Source organism: Pseudomonas corrugata (assembly GCF_050920615.1).
In the GTDB taxonomy this organism is placed as follows: domain Bacteria; phylum Pseudomonadota; class Gammaproteobacteria; order Pseudomonadales; family Pseudomonadaceae; genus Aquipseudomonas; species Aquipseudomonas corrugata.
Window position 1 is genome coordinate 3,037,973 of the sequence record NZ_CP130434.1, and the last position, 19,099, is coordinate 3,057,071.

Genomic DNA, 19,099 nt, shown 5'->3' on the forward strand with positions numbered 1-19,099 from the left:
TTTATCCCCGTTGGGCTGCGAAGCGGCCCTAAACCTGACACCTCGATGTATCAGACAGATTGAGTCGCCTGTTCTGGGGCTGCTTTGCAGCCCAGCGGGGATAAATCCCCTCGCCACAAGGGCTGGGGATTATTTCGGGTAGAGCGGTGGCAACCCACTGTCACCCAACGGGTCCTGGGAGCGCTCCGCGGCGGGAATGGCCCGAATGGCGCGCCACAGGTCTTCGCCCTGCCAGTGCTGGCCGGTTTCGCTGTAGAGCGCGCCGTTGAGGCCATCCAGGGCGTCGGACAGGGGGACGAAGCGCGCCGCCATGTCGGCCAGGGTTTCCGGCTGCTGACGGGCCCAGGCGTCGAGTGCCTGACGGGTGGCATGGGGGTCGTTGGCCAGGCAGGTACGCTTGAGGTCGTCCAGCAAGGTGCGTGGGCTCGGTCCGGCCTGGGCCGCGCGCAGGATCGCCGGCTGCGAGCGGGCGCGCCACCACAAGCCGAAGCCGAGCAGTGTCGTGCAGGCCAGGAGGAACGAGCTCAGTTGCCAGTACCACAAGGCTTCGTTGTCGACGGTGGTCACGATCTGGGGCGTACCCGTTGGCGTATCCACCATCAGGCTCGGGTTGTTTGCCACTTGCAGGGTTCGCGCCGGAAGACTGGTGCGGTCCAGGTGATTTTCCCGGGTGTTCCACCAGATCACCTCAACGGGCGGCAGCTCGATGGTGCCGCTGCGGTTTGGCACCAGCGCCTCGCGGTCTTCACGGCTGCCCACCAGTCCGCGTTCGCTGCTGCGGCTGCTCAGCACCGGCTGATCGGGATAGCGCCGCAGACCGCTGATTTCCGTGGCCGGCAACGGTGGCAGTTGGGCGCTGGCCAGACCTTCGGCTTCAAGGGTCAGGCTGCGGGTCAGGGAATCACCCACCTGGCTATGGGTCGGTTCCGGACTCCAGCTCTCGCTCAAGGACAAGCTGCGTGCCGGCAACCAGGGCACATCGGCCGGGTAGCTGGCCGGCTTGGGATCGACGGTCAACAGCAGTGGCGTCGAGCTGACGTGCATCAACTGGCCGGGTTTCGCCCCCGACGATGTGGCGTCCTTGGCCACGGGCTCGACCAGGGTGGCGCTGAAAGTCTGGGCCGGGATCGTCAGTTCGCCACTGCGCTGTGGATAGATGCCGTAACGCAGTTCGATCACGCCGTGGCGCACATCGTTGATGACTTTCTCATAGGTGCGGGACTCACCCAACTGTTCGGAACGTGCGTCGGGAATGTGCAGGGGCGTCAGGCTGCTGTCGTCGTACAGCGACACCGAATGATAGATGCGCAGGGTCAGGATCGCCTGGGCCTGCACATACACATGGCTCTGGTCGAGGCTGGCTTCGATGAATATCGGTGCGAGGGTCCCGGCCGCATTGCGGGTTTCGCTTTCGATCACTTGCAGCGTTATCGGCTGGCTGGCCACTTCGCCCAAATGCACGGCGGGGATGATCACGGTGCCGCTCTGGCGTGGCAGCAGGGTTACGATCCAGCGCGTGGTGGCGCGGTTTTCGCCATCCAGGGTGGTCAACTGGTTGACTTGGCGGGTGCCGCGCACATCGAATAACGACTGCAGCGAACTCAGGTCCGGCTTGCCGAACAGCGTGGCGTCGTTGGATTCCAGGGTCAGTTCCACCGTTTCCCCTGAGTTGAGGCGGCTGCGATCCACGCTGGCCGTCAACTGTGCAGCCTGGGCGGCGCCCATCCAGAACAGCAGGGCAAGGAACTGGGCGGTGAAGCGGATCATTGGGTTTTTCCCTGGGCCTGATGGCTTTGCTGTTCATACCAGAATTTTCGCCTGAGCAGTTCCCCCGGGTTATCCGGGATCTGGCGCAACCATTGCTCCAGCGCCTGATGCTCTTCTTCTTCGTTGCGCTGGCCGGCGGCGGGGCGCAGCGGGGGTGTGGTGGTCTGTTCATCGGGCAATTCGCTGCCCGGTACGTCCTGGGCGCCCGTCGCAGGCTTGTGGGACGCCTGGGTTTCATCCAGTGCCGTGGCGGCTTCGGCAGGGGTCGATTCGGTCTGCGAAGACTGGGGGGGCGCACCGGCGCTTGGCGATTGCTCTGGGGGGCCCGACTCCTCGCTTTCGGCAGGCTCGGGTTCATCCGGCGGCGAAGCCTGCTCCTTCAACAGGCTTTCCACCAGGGCCTTGTTGGTTTGCGCCGGGCGCAGGTCCGGTTGCAATTCCAGGGCCTGTTCATACGCATCCAGCGCGGCCTCCAATTCGCCACTTCTGGCCAACGCGTTGCCCCGATTGTAATGCGCTCGGGCGTCGCTGCCCTCGGCAAAACGTCGGGCGGCTTCGCCGTAGGCGCCCGCTTCATACAAGGCGACCCCTTGCCATTGGCTGTCCTCGAAGTGCTCGGCGGCCTCGGCGGGGCGCTTCTGCTTCAGCAGATGCAGGCCTTGCTGGTCGGGGCGCAACCACAGGTCCTGGAATTCGAAGGCATGACCGGTCTGCGGCAAGGAAAATAGCAATGGCAGACAGAACAACCAGCCCCGGCGTCCGGCGCAGGCGGCCAGCAGCAACAGCGGCAGGAGCAACCAATAGCCCTGGTCTGCCCAGGTGTCCAGCCGAAGGGTCTGGCCGTCGCTGCGTAGATGGCGCGGGCCGGCCAGCAGGCCGAGGCCTTTCAGGTCGCTGTCGTCCAGGCGCGCCGGGCGATAGCGACCGTCCAGCTCACTGGCGAAGGACTTGAGGCTCTGGCTGTCCAGGCGCGGCACCAGGATCGCACCTTGCTCATCCTTGAGATAGCTACCATCGTCCTGGGCCACCGGCGCGCCTTCCCGGGTACCGATGCCGAGCATCAACAAACGCGTGGCGGAACCTTCAAGCACCAGGTGAATGCCTTGGCGTTCCTGCTCGTTCAACGATGAGCCGATCCACAGGATCCGGCCATGGCCCAGCCCGCCCTGCTCCAGCAGGGCCATGGCCTTGTTGATCGCCAGGTCGGCGCGATGACCACTTTGCGGCATGATCGAAGGTGTCAGTGCTTCGAGCAGGTTGGTGCTGGTGGACAGGTCGTCGGACAGTGGGACCAGCGTATGGGCACTGCCGGCATAGACAATGATCGCCGTCTGCGCATCGCTGCGGTTATGCAGCAGGTCCAACAGCTTGCGCCGGGACTGCTCCAGGCGTGTAGGTGGAACGTCGGTGGCGAGCATCTCTGGCGTCAGTTCCAGCACCACCACCAGCGGGTCGGCGGGTTTCTGGCTGGTCTGCTCGACCCGCGCCCAGCTTGGCCCCAGCAATGCCAGCACCATCAGCAACCAGCCCAGGCCCAAGGCGATCCAGGGCAGCCGGCTTTCCCGGCCGCTGCCGCCACTGAGCAGCACGGCATGGAACGCCGGGGGCAGGATCATCTGCCAGCGGCCTACCCGTTTCTGCCGATGCCACAGCTGCCAGAGCAACCAGCCCAGCAGGGGCAGCAGCAACACGAAAGCGGGGCGTAGCCAGTGAGGCCAGAAAGCGCTCATCGACGCCTCCGCAAACGCAGGCGTTTGAGGCGTTGACGCCATTCGGTGGGGTGCGCTGGTTGGAAAAGGGGCTGGGTGAACAGGCGCTGCAACGGGTTGTCCGGCCAGCGCTCCCGGGCCACCAGCAACACGCTCAACAGCAGCGCAACGGCCAGCGGCCATTGATAGAGCGCCTGGGCGGGGCGCGCCTGGGTCGGTTGCTGGGCCACCGGTTCGAGCTGGTCGAGGGTGGTCTTGATCGCAAGCAGTTGCTCACCATCCTGGGCGCGAAAGTAGCGGCCGCCCGTGGCTTGGGCGATGTCCTTGAGTGTTGGCTCGTCAAGGTCCAGGCTCGGATTGACGCCGAGAAAACCCGCAGTGCCGCTTTGTTCCGGATCGGCACCGATGCCGATGGGATAAATCTTCACGCCTTCGTCGGCAGCCAGCCGGGCGGCGGTCAGCGGGTCGATCTCGCCACCGTTGTTGGCGCCGTCGGTGACCAGGATCAGCACGCGGCTGTGGGCCGGGCGCTGGCGCAGGCGTTTGAGGGCCAGCCCAATCGCGTCGCCGATGGCGGTGTTCTTGCCGGCAATGCCGACGCGCGCTTCGTCGAGCCAGCGCCGTACCGTGCGGCGATCGAATGTCAGCGGCGCTTGCAGATAGGCCTGGCTGCCGAACAGGATCAGGCCGACCCGATCGCCTTCGCGGCTTTCGAGAAAGTCCCCGAGCATGTGCTGGACCAGCGCCAGGCGGCTGACTTCTTCGTCCTTCCACTGCATGTCGGGAAAGTCCATGGAACCCGAGACATCCACCGCCACCAGCAGGTCACGGCCGCTGGCGGCAATCGGCAGCGGCTCGCCCAACCATTGCGGGCGGGCGGCGGCGATCAGCAACAGCAGCCAGAGCAGGATGAAGGGCGCCTGTTGACGCCAGCTCGGCAGGCTGGCCCGGGCCCGACGCCCGACGAGGCCTTCCAGGTCCTCCAGGAAGCTGACCTTGAGCATCGACTCGCCGCTGTCGGCCGCCGGCAGCACCAGGCGCATCAGCCAGGGCAGCGGCAACAGGGCGAAGATCCACGGCCAGGCGAATTCAAACATGCTTGCGAATCCAGATTTCAACGGCTTGGGTCAGGCCGGCGATGGCCTTGTCATCCAGCTTGCATTCGGGCTTGTACGCACCTTCGACCAGCACCATCCAACGGGTCAGCCCGGCCGCCGGGCAACGGTTATCCAGGAAGGCCAGCCACTTCCGCCCGTTGAGGGTGTGGCTCTGGCTGTAGGGGTAGTGGTTGCGGCACAGGCGCTTGAGCAGCCCGTTGAGTTGCTGCAGCCAGGCACCGGCCGGCGCGCCGTCATAGGGTTTGGGCAGGAGTGCGAGTTCGGCCAGGGCGGCGAGGCGCACCGGGTCCAGAGGTTGCTCGGCGCGGACAGTGGTGCGCTTGATGGGCAGGAACCGGCGCAATTGCCACAAGCCCAGCCCCAGTAACGGCAACAGCACCAGCAGCAGCCACCAGCCGGGCGCTGGAGGCCAGAAACCGACGGGAGGGGGGGCTATCAGCGGCTGCAACTGATCAAGGCTGCTCATCGGCTTTTCCCCGCCCGGCCGGGATTCAGGTAGTCGCGCAGTTGTTCGACCATGTCACCCTGGGTGCTGAGGGGTAACATCAGGATTCGCAGCTTCTGCGCCAGCCACTCCCAGCGTGCCTGGCGTGCTTCGGCCTGCGCCCGATAGGCCTGGCGCAGTTCGAGGTTCAAGGTATCGAGTTCCAGCTGCGCGCCACGTTGGGTGAAGCGCAGCAATCCGGCAGCGGGGAGGGCGTGGTCAAGCGGGTCCGACAGCGGCAGCAGCAACAGGTCGCAATGACGGGACAGCAGGCTCAGTTGCTGTTCGGCGCTGTCGGACAGCGCACGTTCGTCGCAGATCACAATGACCAGGCTGCCGGGGCGCAGCACCTCGCGGGCCCGGCGCAGGGCAACGCCGAATGAATCGCGGTCCGGCTCGCTTTCGGTGTGCAGCGACTGGTTGACCCGCACCAGGCGATTGAGCAGTTGCAGCAGGCTCTGCTTACTGCGCCTTGGCTTGACCTCGTAATGGGTGTTGTTGCCGAACACCAGCCCACCCACCCGATCGTTATGCCCCAGCGCTGCCCAGCCGATAAGGCTGGCGGCCTGGGCGGCAAGCACCGACTTGAATACTTGCCCCGAGCCGAAGAACAGGCGATGGCTCTGTTCGATCATGATGAAGATCGGCCGTTCCCGTTCTTCATGGAACAGTTTGGTGTGGGGCTCCTGGGTCCGGGCGGTGACGCGCCAGTCGATGGTGCGTACATCGTCGCCGGCCTGGTAGACCCGCACCTGGTCAAAGTCTACCCCGCGTCCGCGCAGCTTGGAGTGATGCAGGCCGATCAACGGGCTGCGCTGGCCCGGTGTCGAAAACAACTGCACTTCGCGCACGCGATGGCGCATCTCGATCAGCTCCGAAAGGCTGACGCGGATGCCCGGTGTGGGCGCCAGTGGGTTATTCATGACCTCATGCTCAAGCGACAGCGACAACGTCGAGAATCCGCTGCACGACCCGATCCTGATCGATGCCCGCGGCTTCCGCTTCGAACGACAGGATGATGCGATGGCGCAGCACGTCGAACAGCACGGCCTGGATGTCTTCCGGGCTGACGAAGTCACGTCCGGCCAGCCAGGCGTGGGCGCGGGCGCAGCGATCCAGGGCAATCGAACCCCGTGGGCTGGCGCCGTAGGCGATCCATTCGGCCAGCTCCGGGTCGAACTTGGCCGGGGTGCGGGTCGCCATGACTAGTTGCACCAGGTATTCCTCCACGGCGTCGGCCATGTACAGGCCGAGGATTTCCTTGCGGGCGGAGAAGATCGCCTGCTGGCTCACCCGCCGCTCCGGCGTGGTTTCGCCGTGCAGCGCTTCGCCCCTGGCCTGCTGCAGGATGCGGCGTTCCACCGCGGCATCCGGGAAACCGATCTTGACGTGCATCAGGAACCGGTCGAGCTGGGCTTCGGGCAGCGGATAGGTGCCTTCCTGCTCGATCGGGTTCTGCGTGGCCATGACCAGGAACAGCGGCGACAGCTCATAGGTGCTGCGTCCGACGCTGACCTGCCGCTCGGCCATCGCTTCGAGCAAGGCCGACTGGACCTTGGCCGGGGCACGGTTGATTTCGTCCGCCAGCACCAGGTTATGGAAGATCGGCCCCTGCTGGAACACGAAGCTGCCGGTTTCCGGGCGGTAGATTTCCGTGCCGGTGATGTCGGCGGGCAGCAGGTCGGGGGTGAACTGGATGCGGTGGAACTGCGCTTCGACGCCTTCGGCCAACTCCTTGATGGCCTTGGTCTTGGCCAGGCCCGGCGCGCCCTCCACCAGCATGTGGCCGTCAGCGAGCAGGGCGATGAGCAGGCGCTCGATGAGTTTTTCCTGGCCGAGGATCTGCGTTGAAAGAAAGGTTCGCAGCGCCAGCAGCGCTTCACGATGTTCCATCGGTGACGGTTCCTGGAAAGGGTGGCCCAGGGCGTTCGGATAACGCCGGGGCTGGGGGCGTTACTTTAATGCATGGCGGGGGGTGGCGACTAACGGGATTTTGATCGGGTGTTCACAATTGTGATCGGATCCTGGACATTTTGAGCCAACACGACTTTGCCGGATCTCTATGCCGCAAACCTGCGGCACGTGTGCGTACCCACACCGTCGTTGCCAGCCTGCGCAACCGAAGACCCGCTTTGCCGGCCATATGCCGGGGCAAAGGCGTTTTGTCAAAGGTCTCCGCGTTCGGCCAGGGCCTTGATCCGGTCGGCAGTGCGGCAAGCAATGGCCTGGATGGTCAATGAGGGATTGACGCCCCCCACCGTTGGGAATACCGAGCCGTCGCATACCCACAGGTTGGGAATGTCCCAACTGCGGCAGTCTGCATTGACCACGCTGTCTTGGCGGGAAAATCCCATGCGAGCGGTGCCATTGAGGTGGCAAGTGTCGTCGGTTTCCTGCCACACCTGACGCCCACCCGCGGCCTCCAGGCCCGACTGCATGAAATTCAGGGCATGCTCGATCAGACGCTTGTCGTTCTCGCAGTAGGAAAAGTCCACTTTTGCTATAGGAAGCCCGTATTTGTCCAGACGGTCGCTCAAGCTCACGTGGTTGCACAACTGAGGCAGTGTTTCTCCGACAATCTTCAAACCGGCCAGGTGATTATAGTGCTGCATCTGCCGAAGCAGCTCTTCGCCCCACAGGCCTCGCCCCGCCTGAACGGCTGCCCAGGCCATCGGCAGGGGGCCCTGGCTCATGAATGCATAGCCGCCATGGAAATCCTTGTGACGATCTTCGTAGTTCCAGTGCTCACTGATGGCCAGCGATGGAGGGCCTTTGTATGAGCGCACCTCTTCGGGCATCTCGCCCCATACGGCCTGATTGGATTGCACCATCAGATACTTGCCTACCAGCCCCGAGCTGTTCGCCAGGCCATCGGGGAAACGGGCGTTTGCCGAGTTCAGCAGCAGGCGAGGGGTCTCGATTGCATAACCGGCCACGATCACATGGCGGGCACGCTGAAAGTGCCATGCGCCTTGGCGATGAAAGTGCACCCCCGATGCTCGTCCGCGGGCATCGGTCTCGATGCGTCCCACCATCGCCAGATCACGAATTTCAGCGCCTGCTGCCACCGCTTCGGGTATCCAGGTGTTCAATACGCTTTGCTTGGCATTGGTGGAGCAACCGCTGACGCAGAAACCCCGATATACACAGGGTGGAGCCTGTTCACGGGGGGCCGACAGCGTTGCCAGCGGCGTGGGGGACCAGTCCACGCCCATTGCTTCACAAGCCCGCGCCAGCACCAGCCCAGCCGCATTCAACTCGTGATGACGGTACGGGTAGCGCGGGCGGCGGGGACCCCAGGGATAGCGCATGGGCCCGGAGATCTTGAGCATCTGTTCGACTTCTGCGTAGTACCGCCACATCTCTCTCCAGTCGATGGGCCAGTCGGCGCCATAGCCCAATAGCGAAAGCGACTTGAACCACTCTGGACGAAACCGTAGCGACACCATGGCGAAATGCACCGTGCTGCCGCCCACGGCCTTGCCGCTGTTGTTCGAGCCGAGTTTGATCGGGTTCCGGCCTGCACTGAGCCTGTCGTCGAGCCAGAATAATTTCTGCTGATGCGCCTCATCCGAAGCAAATTCTTCCAGTGGTCGCCACCAGGCACCGGCATCGAATGCCACCACTGAAAATCCCGCCTGTGCCAGACGGCACGCCAGTGTCCCCCCGCCGGCTCCAGTGCCGACAATGGCAAAATCGATCTGCTCCTCGTGACGGTGTTCTTGCATGGGCACCCAACCGCCCGGCCTGAACACGTCGGGCGCCCGACCATTGATCCCCCGTGGGGAATGCAGTGCATCGAGCAAGTAGTCATCTGACATTGCGGTTTGCCTCAGTGATTCGCACCACCTGCGTGTCCTTGAGCTCCACTGCTTCCCACGCATCCCGACGATCCGGGCCCAAACGCACATACCCTCGAGGGCTGGCCGGCCCGCCGAAGCCGACCTCGCTCCACGCAGTCGGGTGGCTGTAGTAGGCGCTGGCGATGTCGTGCATCAAGCGCGAGCGAAACAGCAATTGGCTGGGCAGATCCTTCCAAGCCGTCGCCATCACGGAGCCCTGTTCGATGGCCGTGATCACTGACCTTTGATCCTGCGTCGACAGTTGAGCGAACGGGACACCCTGGCGGGCCAGGGCTTCGGCGTCTATTGCAGCCAGGCCCATGCACCACGCCTGGGCGGGGGGTGGCAAGCGCGTATCGATGAAGCCGTCGCCGCGTTCTTTATAAAGCTTGTCGTCGACCATCGCCGCCACTGGAACAGGCTCACGATTGTCAGGTTGCGGCAGCACGCACCCACACAGTGCCTGGAGGGTGCGCCACTGGGCTTCATTGAAAAAACGCGGCAGGGCCGGCAACGCCAGTCGCTGATCAATGACGCTGCGCGTGGCGTCGTTCCACGAAGGGCCATGACGTTTTTGCATCACGTCGTAGCCGGGGTATCGGGATTTCATGCGCCGCCTCGTTGTTTCATGTGAGCTTCGGCGTCCAGCAGCCGGTGCGCCGCCAGACCTGCGAGGGCCAGGCCGGTGAAGCTTGGCGGGGCCGGAATGGGCGGTCCAGCCTGAAGGTTCTGGCGCCAGTTCTTCCAGCCGCCGAAATTGCGGTGCACGCCAAAGCCATGGAAGCACGCGCCGATGATGCCGAGGAGTGCTGTCATGCGCAGGCCCAGTCGAGAGAACCAGCGCAGCCGAGGTCTGCTGTCACCTTCCACCACGGTGGCTGTCAGTAGCGCGGCGACTGCCGGGGGAAGCGTGACCGGCAAATACATCGCCGGGTTCTGGAACGATCCGCGCAGGTGCAGCAATGCGGCTTCGGCGGTGGTGCCCAACAGGCCCGCAACGGTCAGCAACGCAACTGCCTCGCCGGCGGGAAGGCCGAATACCGTCGGTAACCGGTCGCTCGCCGCGTCGCGGACCCGCTCTCCATAACTGCCGAGCAAGCCAGAAAGGATCAGCGCGGCCGGTGCTCCAAGTGGCGCGGCGTAAAACAGGTTGTCCAGGCTCAGCCCGCCGGTTTTGCGAGTGACGTTGTAGACATGAAAGGCTGTACCGGCCAAACCTGTCAGAACGACGGCACCGTAGATCGAATCGCGCACGCGGTGCGCCGTCGCAGACCGGTCCTGCAAGCCATGGGCGCTGGCCAGAAATGCCAGGGTCGAGGCGACCAGGGGGGTATACATCGCACGATTATGAAAATCTGCGCGGTAGTGTTCCAGGGCACTGTCGGCTGCCACCGACAAGGCGAGTATCCCTGCGCCGCGGTTGAGGCGCCTGGCCGCCGACAGGTGAGGGGACGTTTCAGGCGGACGATGTTTGCGCGCCTGGCCTTTGCGGTCACCCTCCAGCGATTGCCAAACCCAGGCCCCGACGCCCAGGACACCTACCGCACCGGCCGCCAAGGCCTTGAGCGTGCTGGCTGAAACCATGTCATCCCTCCCAGATCGCGTAACGTCGGACGTTCTGATGCTTGAGGATCAGGCCATGTCCTGGCCGGTCAGCCTGGATGGCAATGTTTCCTGCGTGTATTTGCGGCGCCGCGTCGAAGAACATGGATTCGATCCTGGCGTGGTCGCAGAACCATTCGATGTCTTCGAGTCCGGTCGTGGCGCAAGCCAGGTGCAGATGCAGGGCAGGTGCACAATGGGCCGAACAGGTGCGGTGAAAGGCGGGGACCAACGCAGTGATCCGCCGCCAGCCGGTTACGCCTCCACAACGCGTGGCATCCAGCTGCAGCACGTCCACCGCATCCGCCAGCAGCAGCCGACGAGCGTCATCCAGCGTCCAGATGTATTCACCAGCGGCAATGTCAATGGCAAATCCCGCCGCGCCCATGGCTGAGCGGACCTCTTTGAGCCCGGTAAGGTCATCGCAGGTCACCGGCTCTTCAAACCAGGTCACCCCCTGGTCTGCCACGGCGTGGGCGAAAGTGATCGCGCTGCGAACCGTATGGGCGCCGTTGGCGTCAATCATGAGCTCGGCATCGGCGATGGACTTTCGGGCACGCCTGACCCGCTCCAGGTCTCGAGACTGCTCGTTGCCGACCTTGATCTTCACCCGCGTGCAACCGTCTCGTTGGGTCCAGCCTTCGAGTTGCTCGGTCAACTGATGCGCATCGAGCGAGGTAAAGCCTCCGCTGCCGTAAACCGGTACGCGGTCGCGAACCTTGCCCAGCACAGTGGCCAGCGGCAGGTCCAGTGCCTTGGCCTTCAGGTCCCACAGGGCGACATCCACTGCCGATATCGCAGCAGATGCCATGCCCGAGCGCCCCAGATTGCGAACATGGGCCTGAAGACGATCGAACAGGGCTTCTATGGACCAGGCGTCGGCCCCGAGCAGCAAAGGCTTGAGGGTCTGGACCACAAACCGGGCCATGAGTGGGTCGGTATAGCTGTAGCCCAACCCTTCGTGGCCGCCGGCCGTTACTTGCACAACAACGACGCCGGTGTCATCCCAGCCCAATGTGCCATCTGTCTCATGCTCGCCAGTGGGAACCCTGTAAGACCGGGCGTTGACCGACGTTATCGGCAACACCGCTTGTCTTGTCATGAGTCTTTGCTCCCGCCTGGCAGCACACTGCCGATCAATTGCTTGGCGGTCTGTTTGAGGATTCCGCCTTCGTCCGGGTCCCCTTCAAGCAAGGTGCTGGCGAACTTCTTCGCTTGTTCAAGCTTGATATGGGGCGGGAGCGGTGGAACGTTCGGGTCGGTCTTGAACTCGATCAGCACCGGTACGTCGCTGCTCAAGGCCCGTTCCCAGGCCCCTGCGATGTCTTCTTCGCGCTCCACATAAATGCCCTTCAAGCCGATGGAGATCGCGAAAAGATGGTAGGGCACATCCGGAATGTCCTGCGAGGCGGAGAACTTCGGGTCGCCTTCCATGACCCGCTGTTCCCAGGTCACTTGATTCAGATCCTGATTATTGAATACCGCGCATATCCAGCGACCGTTGGCCCATTGCTTCCAGTATTTGGCGACGGTGATCAGCTCGGCCATATTGTTCATCTGCATCGCGCCATCGCCAACCAGCGCAATCACCTGGCGCTCGGGGTGTGCGAATTTCGCGGCGATGGCATAAGGCACCGCTGCGCCCATCGACGCCAGCCCGCCCGAGAGCGAACACATCATGCCGGGGCGAATCTGCAAGTCGCGGGCGTACCAGTTGGCGCAGGAGCCTGAGTCACTGGTGACGATCGAGGCATCGGGCAATAGCGGGGAGAGTTCGTACACGACCCGCTGAGGATTGATGGGCTCGGCCTTGACCAATGCTCGCTTTTGCAGCGTCTTGTCCCAGTCACCGCGCCAGCGTTCCACCTTGCTGCGCCATTTGCGGTCGGTCTTGTGTTCGAGCAAAGGCAGCAGCGCATCCAGCGTTTGAGCGGCATCCCCGGTAAGGTTGACCTCCATCGGATAGCGCAGGCTCAACATGTCGGGACTCAAGTCTATTTGTACACCGCGGGCATCACCTTCCTTGGGCAGGAATTCGGAATAGGGGAATCCGGAACCGATCATCAGAAGCGTGTCGCACTCTTGCATCAACTTGTAGCTGGGCTCCGTACCCAGCAGGCCGATGCTGCCCGTCACCCAAGGCAAAATGTCGGGAAGTACTGCCTTGCCCAACAAGGCCTTGGCCACGCCCGCGCCGAGCTTTTCTGCGACGGCCCTGACTTGATCGCTTGCTTGCAGTGCCCCGGCCCCCACCAGAATCGCGACTTTCTTACCTGCATTGAGCACATCGGCGGCTCGTTGCAGGTCCTCGGCATATGGCAATACTCTGGGCCGGCTGAATCCTGTCCCGGAGTGAACGGTGCCATGGGCACGTGCAGGTGGCTCATAAGGCATGTCCTGGAGGTCGTTGGGCAGGATCAAGGCTGTGACGCGCCTTTCGCCCAAGGCCGTTCGGACGGCGCGGTCCACCAGATGGCGGACTTGGGAAGGCGCGCTGGCCTGCTGCACAAAGGCGCCCGCCACATCCTTGAACATCGAGACCAGGTCAAGCTCTTGCTGGTAATGGCCGCCGAGAGCGGTACGCGCCTGCTGGCCGGTGATCGCCAGCACAGGCATGTGGTCCATGCGCGCGTCGTACAGGCCGGTCAAAAGATGTGACGCGCCGGGCCCGGAGGTTGCGATGCAGACACCCAATTCACCCGTGAATTTGGCGTGAGCGCTGGCCATGAATGCAGCCATTTCCTCATGCCGACACTGAATGAATTCGATCTTGTCCGGTGCCCTGCGCATGGCGCCGAATACACCGTTGATGCCATCTCCGGGGTAACCGAAAATGCGCGTCACGCCCCATTGATGAAGTCGCTCAATCAGAAAGTCGCCCACAGTCGTCATATGCCTTCTCCCTTGCGCCGTGTCGATAGCGTGAAGAACCGCTGGTAAGGGTTACGACTGGACGGTGAGGGGATCTGTTCAGAGAGTTTTCATGAAAACTGGTTTCACAAAGCGCTCCGACGAGCGCCTCTCGCCATTTTCCTGCCTCAACTCGCTGTCATTGCAATGATTACACTGACGGATACTGCAATGATCGCAACCGTCACAGCCAACAACTTGCCCACTGTCTCATTGCTGAGCCCCATCGCCTTGTCGACGGAGCGTTCGGAAAAACGCCCACAGGTACGCGCCAAGCCATCGACCGGCTTATAAAGATTGTCCGGTCGGCCGGGCTCTTCATCTTCATCGGTGAGTTGGCCGTCCCAAGCTCTTTTAGCGGTGATCCGATCGAGCAGCCCAGGCATTAGCATGCCGCCGAGTATCGCCTGGAATGCCGCCTTGCCGAGCCAGAGTTCCCGTGGCGCATCAATTGCCGCGCGCAGGATTGACCGTGCGGCGACTTGCGGCGTGTGTATCGGCGGAACAGGCTGGGGGCGTTTGGACAAGGTATTACGGGCCCAGTCGAACTGCGGCGTATTGTGGCCGGGCAACTGCACCATACTCACGCGGATGTGGCTCTTTTCATGAATCAGTTCGCTACGCAATGAATCGGTGAACCCGCGTATGGCGAATTTGGCACCGCAATAGGCGGCCTGCATGGGGATCGCGCGATAGGACAGGGCCGAGCCGACCTGGATAATCGTGCCGCGGTCGCGCTTGCGCATATGACGCAGCGCAGCGAGCGTACCGTGGACGAAGCCCATGTAGGTCACGTTGGTGACCTGGCCTATGTCGGCGGCCTCGAGCGACGATAGGGGACCGAATAGTGTGACCATCGCATTATTGACCCAGACTTCGATCGGTCCGAGCGTTTGTTCGATAAGCTCGGCGGCACGATTCACTGCGTCGGCATCTGCCATGTCGCACTGGATAGCCAGTACCGTGGCGCCCATGCCACTGAGCTCATCTCGGGTGTCAGCCAGACCCTGTTCGCCGCGGGCAAGCACTGCCACGCGATAACCGGCGCGGGCAAAGACCACAGCCGTCGCTCGGCCTACGCCGGCAGTCCCTCCAGTGATGACCACGGTTGGCTCGTTCATGCATTCGACTCCTGCTCTATGAGGTCTGGAAAGGTCAGCGGATCAACCGGTTCCAGCCACCATAGCGGTGGCGGATCGGTCCTCGGGGCAGGCTGAGGACGATGACAAGCACGCCTGCGATCAGGCTGCCAACCGTCGAAGCCGTCGAGCCGCCTTCGAGAAGCCACGGGGCAACCAACAGCCAAATGCCGATTGGCAGGTTGAGCAAGCGCAAGGTGCGGGCGACTTCGGCCAGCGCCAATACAGTAACGGTGAGCAGCAATGACCCCATGAGGTGATCGCTGTTGGCCATGGCGCTGGTGGTGCCGAAAATCAATCGCGTGAACATCAGCCAGACGCCGAGCACGCATAGCAAAAGCAGACTCCAAGGCACGTTGACGCCACGCAATGCTTTAAGTGCCATGCCTGACAGGCTACCTGTGAACTCGGGCGTGTCGTCCTGCTGGCAGCCTTGCATGGCATCGCCCTTGAAGAACGTCTTCCACATGGGCTTGCCACGGCGCTTGGCATCCTTGAGAAACTGCCCCATGGCGACCAGCTCATCCAGTGCGTAAGGCATCATCAGCAGCATCGCCAGCGCCTGGATCAGGCACAAGGTGCACCAGGTGCCGATGATGATCGGCTGGGCGATGATGAAGAAGATGCTCACCGAGCCCAGTGGCACCACCACTACACCGAAGGCCGCGACCATCCATGGCATTGTGCGCCAGCGCCGACCATCCCCCATCACAGCCATGGTCAATTCGATCATGTAGGCCAGCACGCCTACGCCCGCATCGGAGACAGGCCAGAGGCGCGACATGTCGGAGGTGATGATGGCCTCTGTTCCATTGACCGTCGGGTTTTTGAAAGGCGCCGGAAAAAACGGATCCCAGGCATTGGCGGTGTGGCCTAGCTGGTACGCAGCCAGGTAGCGTGCCAACAGCACTCCGATCAGGGCCAGCGCGGCGATCGGCAGGCGCTGCAGCCAGGTCGAAGGGTTGTAATCCCATCCCGGGGGCACGGCGCCTTTCTGCATCATGCCGCTCATGCTCATACCCGGCATCATGGGCACCAGCACGGAAAAAGTGATGACCAGTCCGCCAATCAATATGGCGTTCCCATAGCTGGCAGCAGAGGGTGTCCAGAACAGCAACGACGCGCTCATCAACCATAGGCCCATGAGCGTATTGGCCCAATTCGCCCAGCCGACTCGCTTGAGCGAAAGCAGCGCGAACAATACGATCAGCGAGCCACTGACCACATCGTTCCAGGTCATCATCCAGGCACGCGTGGCGACGTCCGGAAGTTCGCGCTCAGCGGACAGGCGAGCCAGGTCAAGGTCGTCAGGGGCGATAGTCAGGTATCCGAAGACAAAGGGCGCACTGATCAGCCAGAAGCCCAGCAACGCGTTGAGGAAATGACACCACATCGTGGCCAGGTGGCGATGCTCCATCAATTGCATGTGCTCGTCCATGCTCTGATCGGAATGCATCGCCCCCTGGCGTTCATATTCTCCCTGGTTTTCCATCTAGCAACTCTCGAGTGAAGTTAAGACGGGCTACTGGAACCGACCCGTTGTACCTGTCCGGGTTCAGCCAGTCCGATGCAAGGTATGCACATCGGGCACCTTTGCAGGTTCAAGCAGCCTCTATTCCTTGGTTTTCCGAATGGCCAGGCTCAGGGCGGAGTTGATCAAGCCTACATGGGAGTACGCCTGGGGAATGTTGCCGCGCAGGCGTTGGCTCACCGGGTCGATTTCTTCGGAAAACAGACCGAATTCGCCCTGTAGACCCCGTAGCCGCTCAAACATGGCCTCGGCTTCGGCAAGCGCGCCGGTAGACGCCAGTGCCTCGACCAGCCAGAAGCTGCAGATCAGAAACGCGCCTTCGCGGGCTTTCAGCCCATCTGAATCGCCCAGGCCATAGCGTCGCAGCAGCCACGGTTGCCCTTCGATTGCCAGGGCTTGGCGGACGGCATCCACGGTATTGCGAAACAATGGATCATCACCGCTGACGAAGCCGGTGCGCGCCAGTAAGAGCAGCGCTGCGTCCAAGCCGTTTTCAGCGTAGGCGCGAACGAAGTGACGGCCGTCGGCGCTGAGACCTTCGCGTAGCACCTGCTGGTGAATTTCTTCGGCTTCACGCCGCCAGCTTTGCACATCGGCCTCGAGCTGGTGCCGACTCTGCAACCATAACGCCCGCTGCAGTCCGGCCCAGGCCATGACCTTGGAATGCACGAGCTGGCGGGGCTGGTTGCGCATTTCCCAGATACCCTGGCCAGGTTCGCGCCAGTTCGCGGCGATAAAATCGGCTACGGTGCGCATGTACGGCCAATGCGCACGAAGTGCCGGTGCCTCCATTTCGTCGCAAATGTGCACGCACTCGAGCAACTCACCGTAAATATCCAGCTGGCGCTGCGTATCGGCGGCGTTGCCTACTCTTACCGGGGCGGAGCCACCGTAGCCCTCGGCCCCTTCGACGCAGCGCTCTGTCGGCGCCGGTCGGCCGTCTACTGTGTAGAGGATCCGCAGCGGCATCCCGTGTCGCTCAACGGTGTCTTCCAGCCATTGCGCCCATCGGTGAGCCTCGTTGTGGCAGCCAAGGCTGAACAACGTCGCCAGTGTCAGCCCTGCATCGCGAAACCAGGTGTAGCGATAGTCCCAGTTACGCTCACCCCCGAGCGCCTCGGGCAATGAGGTGGTTCCTGCTGCGACAACGGCCCCGGTAGGCTCATAGATCAACAGCTTGAGGGTGATGGCGCTGCGCACGATCAGCTCACGGTGAGGGTCGGGGCAGCGCAATCCGGCGCTCCAGGCCCGCCAAGCCTCAAGCGTATTGTCCAGGTGTGCCCGGCATTGCTCAGGCGACAACGGCGTCGGCTGTGTGGAATCGAGCCCAACGTGGAGCGCCACGGTAAAACGTTCGCCGGCCTTTACCGAACGCTGGCCGCGCCAGCCTTTCCCGGAGCGCTCGATGGGTAACTCTGCGCTGATGTGCAGCGGAGGCTGATCGGCTTGCAACTGTCCAGGCTCCGATAGCGACCAGTTCGCGGGAGGTCCGTCGAAGCCGGCCGCTGGTTCAAGCAGCAGCTCAAAATCCAGCTCCCCGGAGATGCCTTCGACACACCACAGCAGGCTCTGTTTATGGTCGTCCGCGGGCCACACCATGCACAGCGTCACGCGTGCTTCCCCTTTGGCGCTGGACCACCGCTGCTCCAGGACTGCGGTGTCGTTCAAGTAGCGCATTCGCGGCGATGCACCGGTGCACGCCGTGAGGCTCAGCCGCCCCCCGTGGGCCCGGTCAAGCAGCGGCCAAATCAACGGCGCAGCGTCGAAGCGGCCCGGGCAGAACCATTCCAGACCTCCATCCGGGCCGATTACAGCGATCGATCGGCCATCACCCAGAGCTGCCAGCGAATTGATGGACGGATATTCGCCGTTCAGATACGGATTGTCGGAGTGGATTGTCATAGAGCCTCATCCTCGATCGAAACGCCAGGCCGGTCCGCGCGCTGGCAGTAGGGCAGGGTGATGGGAGTGTCGCCTATGCGCCATCAACTTCTTGAATGACGCTGGGAATGCTGTCCCTGCCTCCATGTGCTGGTTTGATATATCTGAATAGGACTAGCGGCAGGCTCGATTGGTGCACTTGGATTTACCCTGCAGCCAGGTCTGCAGTGCTGGGCCGTTGATCAGGCGCGACCGCAATTCGCTCTTGCAGGTGCCGACAGGTTGGGTTCGCGCGCGCCATGCAGCAAATTTCACGGAATTTTCCAAATGAGCTGGCGGTCTAGCGCTTAAGAACGCCTGTCGCCTGCCTTGGGAATGCGCGGTGGATGTCCATGCAGCGCCGACCGAGAGAGTCGCTCAGTTCCTATGCCTTGCCTGTTGAGAGCACGCCTTCGATGGCACAGATATTCACGCGATCCGCTGATACCTGGTTTCGCCTTGTGTTGCTTGGCGTGTTCGGTGGCGTGGCGTTGCTGTTTGTCCTGTGTTTCTGGTTCGCGCGTTCCGACTACGCGACAGGTGTGGGCTGGACCGTGAACCAACCGGTACCGTTCTCCCATGAACATCATGTCGGTGGGTTGAAGATCGATTGTCGGTATTGCCACAGCAGTGTTGAAACAAGCGCGGTCGCAACCATCCCACCGACTCAAACCTGTATGACCTGCCACTCGCAGCTATGGACCGGGGCCGAAGTGCTGAAGCCCATCCGTCAGAGTTTCGCCCAGAACACGCCGATCCAGTGGAACCGCGTCGCAAAACTTGCGGACTATGTTTATTTCCACCACGACATTCATGTCAAGGCAGGGGTCGGCTGCGTGGAGTGCCATGGCCACGTCGAGACCATGGCGCTGATGCGTCGGGACAAGCCTTTGCAAATGCAAGAGTGCCTGAATTGCCATCGCGATCCGGCACCCCGGCTTCGCCCTCGTCAGTTCATCACCGATATGACCTGGACCACACAGCAGGACCGACGAGAACTGGGGGAACGCCTGATGCGCGAATACCATATCGATACATCCGGTCTTACCTCCTGTTCCGTCTGTCATAGGTGAGCTG

15 protein-coding genes are annotated in these 19,099 nt (G+C 62.6%); 1 reads left to right on the top strand and 14 read right to left on the bottom strand.

Going from position 1 to position 19,099, the window contains the following annotated elements:
• Nucleotides 1–129: 129 nt before the first annotated feature.
• The 14 genes from QZH45_RS13685 to QZH45_RS13750 form a co-directional block, all read right to left on the bottom strand.
• The gene (locus tag QZH45_RS13685) at nt 130–1,767 is read right to left on the bottom strand and encodes a BatD family protein (protein ID WP_024779688.1); all 1,638 of its coding nucleotides are present in this window, start codon (nt 1,765–1,767) and stop codon (nt 130–132) included.
• Entirely contained in the window at nt 1,764–3,497 is a 1,734-nt protein-coding gene (locus QZH45_RS13690) for a tetratricopeptide repeat protein (protein ID WP_024779687.1), read from the bottom strand. Before QZH45_RS13690 ends, QZH45_RS13685 begins: the two co-directional genes overlap by 4 nt.
• Complete coding sequence (locus QZH45_RS13695) at nt 3,494–4,573, bottom strand: vWA domain-containing protein (RefSeq protein WP_024779686.1); 1,080 nt, start codon at nt 4,571–4,573, stop codon at nt 3,494–3,496. Before QZH45_RS13695 ends, QZH45_RS13690 begins: the two co-directional genes overlap by 4 nt.
• The gene (locus tag QZH45_RS13700) at nt 4,566–5,060 is read right to left on the bottom strand and encodes a DUF4381 domain-containing protein (RefSeq protein ID WP_055135819.1); all 495 of its coding nucleotides are present in this window, start codon (nt 5,058–5,060) and stop codon (nt 4,566–4,568) included. Before QZH45_RS13700 ends, QZH45_RS13695 begins: the two co-directional genes overlap by 8 nt.
• Nucleotides 5,057–6,001, bottom strand: a complete 945-nt coding sequence (locus QZH45_RS13705; protein WP_024779684.1) for a DUF58 domain-containing protein — start codon at nt 5,999–6,001, stop codon at nt 5,057–5,059. The genes QZH45_RS13700 and QZH45_RS13705 overlap by 4 nt, the downstream gene beginning before the upstream one ends.
• 10 nt (nt 6,002–6,011) lie before the next feature.
• Nucleotides 6,012–6,971: an AAA family ATPase gene (locus QZH45_RS13710; RefSeq protein WP_024779683.1), complete on the bottom strand. Its 960-nt coding sequence runs from the start codon at nt 6,969–6,971 to the stop codon at nt 6,012–6,014.
• Between the two features lie 272 nt (nt 6,972–7,243).
• On the bottom strand, nt 7,244–8,899 hold the full coding sequence (locus tag QZH45_RS13715) for a GMC family oxidoreductase (protein ID WP_024779682.1): 1,656 nt from the start codon (nt 8,897–8,899) through the stop codon (nt 7,244–7,246).
• Nucleotides 8,889–9,530, bottom strand: coding sequence for a gluconate 2-dehydrogenase subunit 3 family protein (locus QZH45_RS13720; protein ID WP_053192175.1), 642 nt, complete (start codon nt 9,528–9,530; stop codon nt 8,889–8,891). The genes QZH45_RS13715 and QZH45_RS13720 overlap by 11 nt, the downstream gene beginning before the upstream one ends.
• Nucleotides 9,527–10,504: a hypothetical protein gene (locus QZH45_RS13725; protein WP_053192173.1), complete on the bottom strand. Its 978-nt coding sequence runs from the start codon at nt 10,502–10,504 to the stop codon at nt 9,527–9,529. Before QZH45_RS13725 ends, QZH45_RS13720 begins: the two co-directional genes overlap by 4 nt.
• Nucleotide 10,505: 1 nt before the next feature.
• Complete coding sequence (locus QZH45_RS13730; protein WP_055135818.1) at nt 10,506–11,624, bottom strand: enolase C-terminal domain-like protein; 1,119 nt, start codon at nt 11,622–11,624, stop codon at nt 10,506–10,508.
• Nucleotides 11,621–13,414, bottom strand: a complete 1,794-nt coding sequence (locus QZH45_RS13735) for a thiamine pyrophosphate-requiring protein (protein ID WP_024779678.1) — start codon at nt 13,412–13,414, stop codon at nt 11,621–11,623. The genes QZH45_RS13730 and QZH45_RS13735 overlap by 4 nt, the downstream gene beginning before the upstream one ends.
• 146 nt (nt 13,415–13,560) lie before the next feature.
• Nucleotides 13,561–14,553, bottom strand: coding sequence for an SDR family oxidoreductase (locus QZH45_RS13740; RefSeq protein WP_053192172.1), 993 nt, complete (start codon nt 14,551–14,553; stop codon nt 13,561–13,563).
• 34 nt (nt 14,554–14,587) lie between these two features.
• On the bottom strand, nt 14,588–16,063 hold the full coding sequence (locus QZH45_RS13745) for a vitamin K epoxide reductase family protein (RefSeq protein WP_237140479.1): 1,476 nt from the start codon (nt 16,061–16,063) through the stop codon (nt 14,588–14,590).
• A 120-nt stretch (nt 16,064–16,183) separates the two neighbouring features.
• Entirely contained in the window at nt 16,184–18,004 is a 1,821-nt protein-coding gene (locus tag QZH45_RS13750) for a glycoside hydrolase family 15 protein (RefSeq protein WP_055135817.1), read from the bottom strand.
• A gap of 371 nt (nt 18,005–18,375) precedes the next feature.
• Between QZH45_RS13750 and QZH45_RS13755 the strand changes: the two genes are divergently transcribed.
• Nucleotides 18,376–19,095 carry a cytochrome c3 family protein gene (locus QZH45_RS13755; RefSeq protein WP_432783785.1) on the top strand — a complete coding sequence of 240 codons (720 nt, stop codon included), beginning with the start codon at nt 18,376–18,378 and terminating at the stop codon, nt 19,093–19,095.
• The last annotated feature ends 4 nt before the right edge of the window (nt 19,096–19,099 follow it).